Source organism: Rhodococcus sp. I2R (assembly GCF_020889545.1).
Lineage (GTDB): Bacteria > Actinomycetota > Actinomycetes > Mycobacteriales > Mycobacteriaceae > Rhodococcoides.
Map to the genome: position 1 here is coordinate 1 of NZ_JAHUTG010000070.1, position 1,398 is coordinate 1,398.

The following is a 1,398-nucleotide window of genomic DNA, read 5'->3' on the forward strand; positions in this document are numbered from 1 at the left end:
GTTCACCCTCGAACAAATCGGTGTCCTCGTTCGCGCGCACCGCTCCGATGATTCTCTCGGCAAAGCGATCGCGAAAATCGTCCGCGCCGAACTCGTCGTCATAGACGACGTCGGGCTGTTGCCAGTGGGGACCGATGCCGCCGAAGGGCTCTACCGGATCGTCGAAGCAGCCTACGAACGCAAATCCGTCGCGATCTCCTCGAACCTGCATCCCAGCGGGTTCGACGAACTGATGCCGAAAACCCTCGCCACTGCGACGGTCGACCGGCTCCTCCACCACGCACACCTGTGCCAAACCAGCGGCGACTCGGTCCGCCTCGCCCAAGCACTGCACGGTCAGGGGGTCAAACCCTTGACCTGACACACCACCCTTCCACCGGTGGCGGGCACACCCGAATGGGCAGATTCGTGTCCGCCACTGGGCAGTTCTTATTGACCACCCACGGGCAGTTTTCGTGTCCGCATACGGGCACTTCCCGATGTCCATTGACAAGTCAACGCCGGACCCACCGACCCGCGCGGTTTCCTGCGATCGATCCCCTCTCGTTCATCGCGCCATTTATAACCGGTCGCTCGCGTGACACCGTGAGCTTCGCTGGCCTTCTGGTTCGGCACACCGGAATCGATCATGGCGAAAAAACTATCGCGGACCTCATCAGACTTACGCGGTCTTCCACCCACGACACACCATCAACTTCCCTGATCAGGAGCTGTGGTGCATCGATCGCTTGAGATCGCCTGACCTGCGCGGCGTCGGAGCGGATTCTTGAAAAGATGACTACCACCGAAGACGACCATATCGCTGCTGTGCGGGATCGACTCGGCACAGCATTCCCGGACGTTCCACGTCCGGTGATCGAGGATGCAGTCTCTGCCGAGCATGCTCGTTTCGAGGGACGTTCGATCCGTGATTTCGTTCCGCTGCTCGTCGAGCGCAATGCCCGGGCATCGCTGCGACCACGTAGCTGATCACCACACACAGTTCCCGAACAGCAGAGGCCGTTCTCAGCTATCGAAGTCTTCGTCGTTGACCCACGCCTCGAACCCAGACAACTGCGTCATCGGCCACCAGTTCGGAGTCCCTGCACCATCATCGACACTGTCGGTAAATTTCCCTCTCGAACCAACGCGAGTTGGGGATCAGTAATCCGCCAGATCCGATGAGAAGAATCGACCGACGTTGCATCGTGGGCAAGTGGCGAACCGCAGGTCCCACCCGACGGGCTCCGCCACATTGGATGACAAGCCGCAGGGCCCCCAGTGGTGGGGGCCTAGTTAGCCTGGTTGCACCGATTCGGTAGCGACCAAGCGCGGGTCGCAGACACGAAATGCCCTGTCGTAGTGGAAGAATGAGATTTCTCGAGGATCAAATTCGGCCACAACGAAGGGCATCTCGCA

2 protein-coding genes are annotated in these 1,398 nt (G+C 60.1%); both read left to right on the top strand.

Features of this window, described 5'->3' with window-relative positions:
* Positions 1-361 (top strand): ATP-binding protein (locus KVY23_RS24825; RefSeq protein WP_230558182.1); only part of this gene is annotated, 361 nt, incomplete at its 5' end.
* Between the two features lie 413 nt (positions 362-774).
* On the top strand, positions 775-969 hold the full coding sequence (locus KVY23_RS24830) for a three-helix bundle dimerization domain-containing protein (RefSeq protein WP_075839960.1): 195 nt from the start codon (positions 775-777) through the stop codon (positions 967-969).
* Positions 970-1,398: the final 429 nt, after the last annotated feature.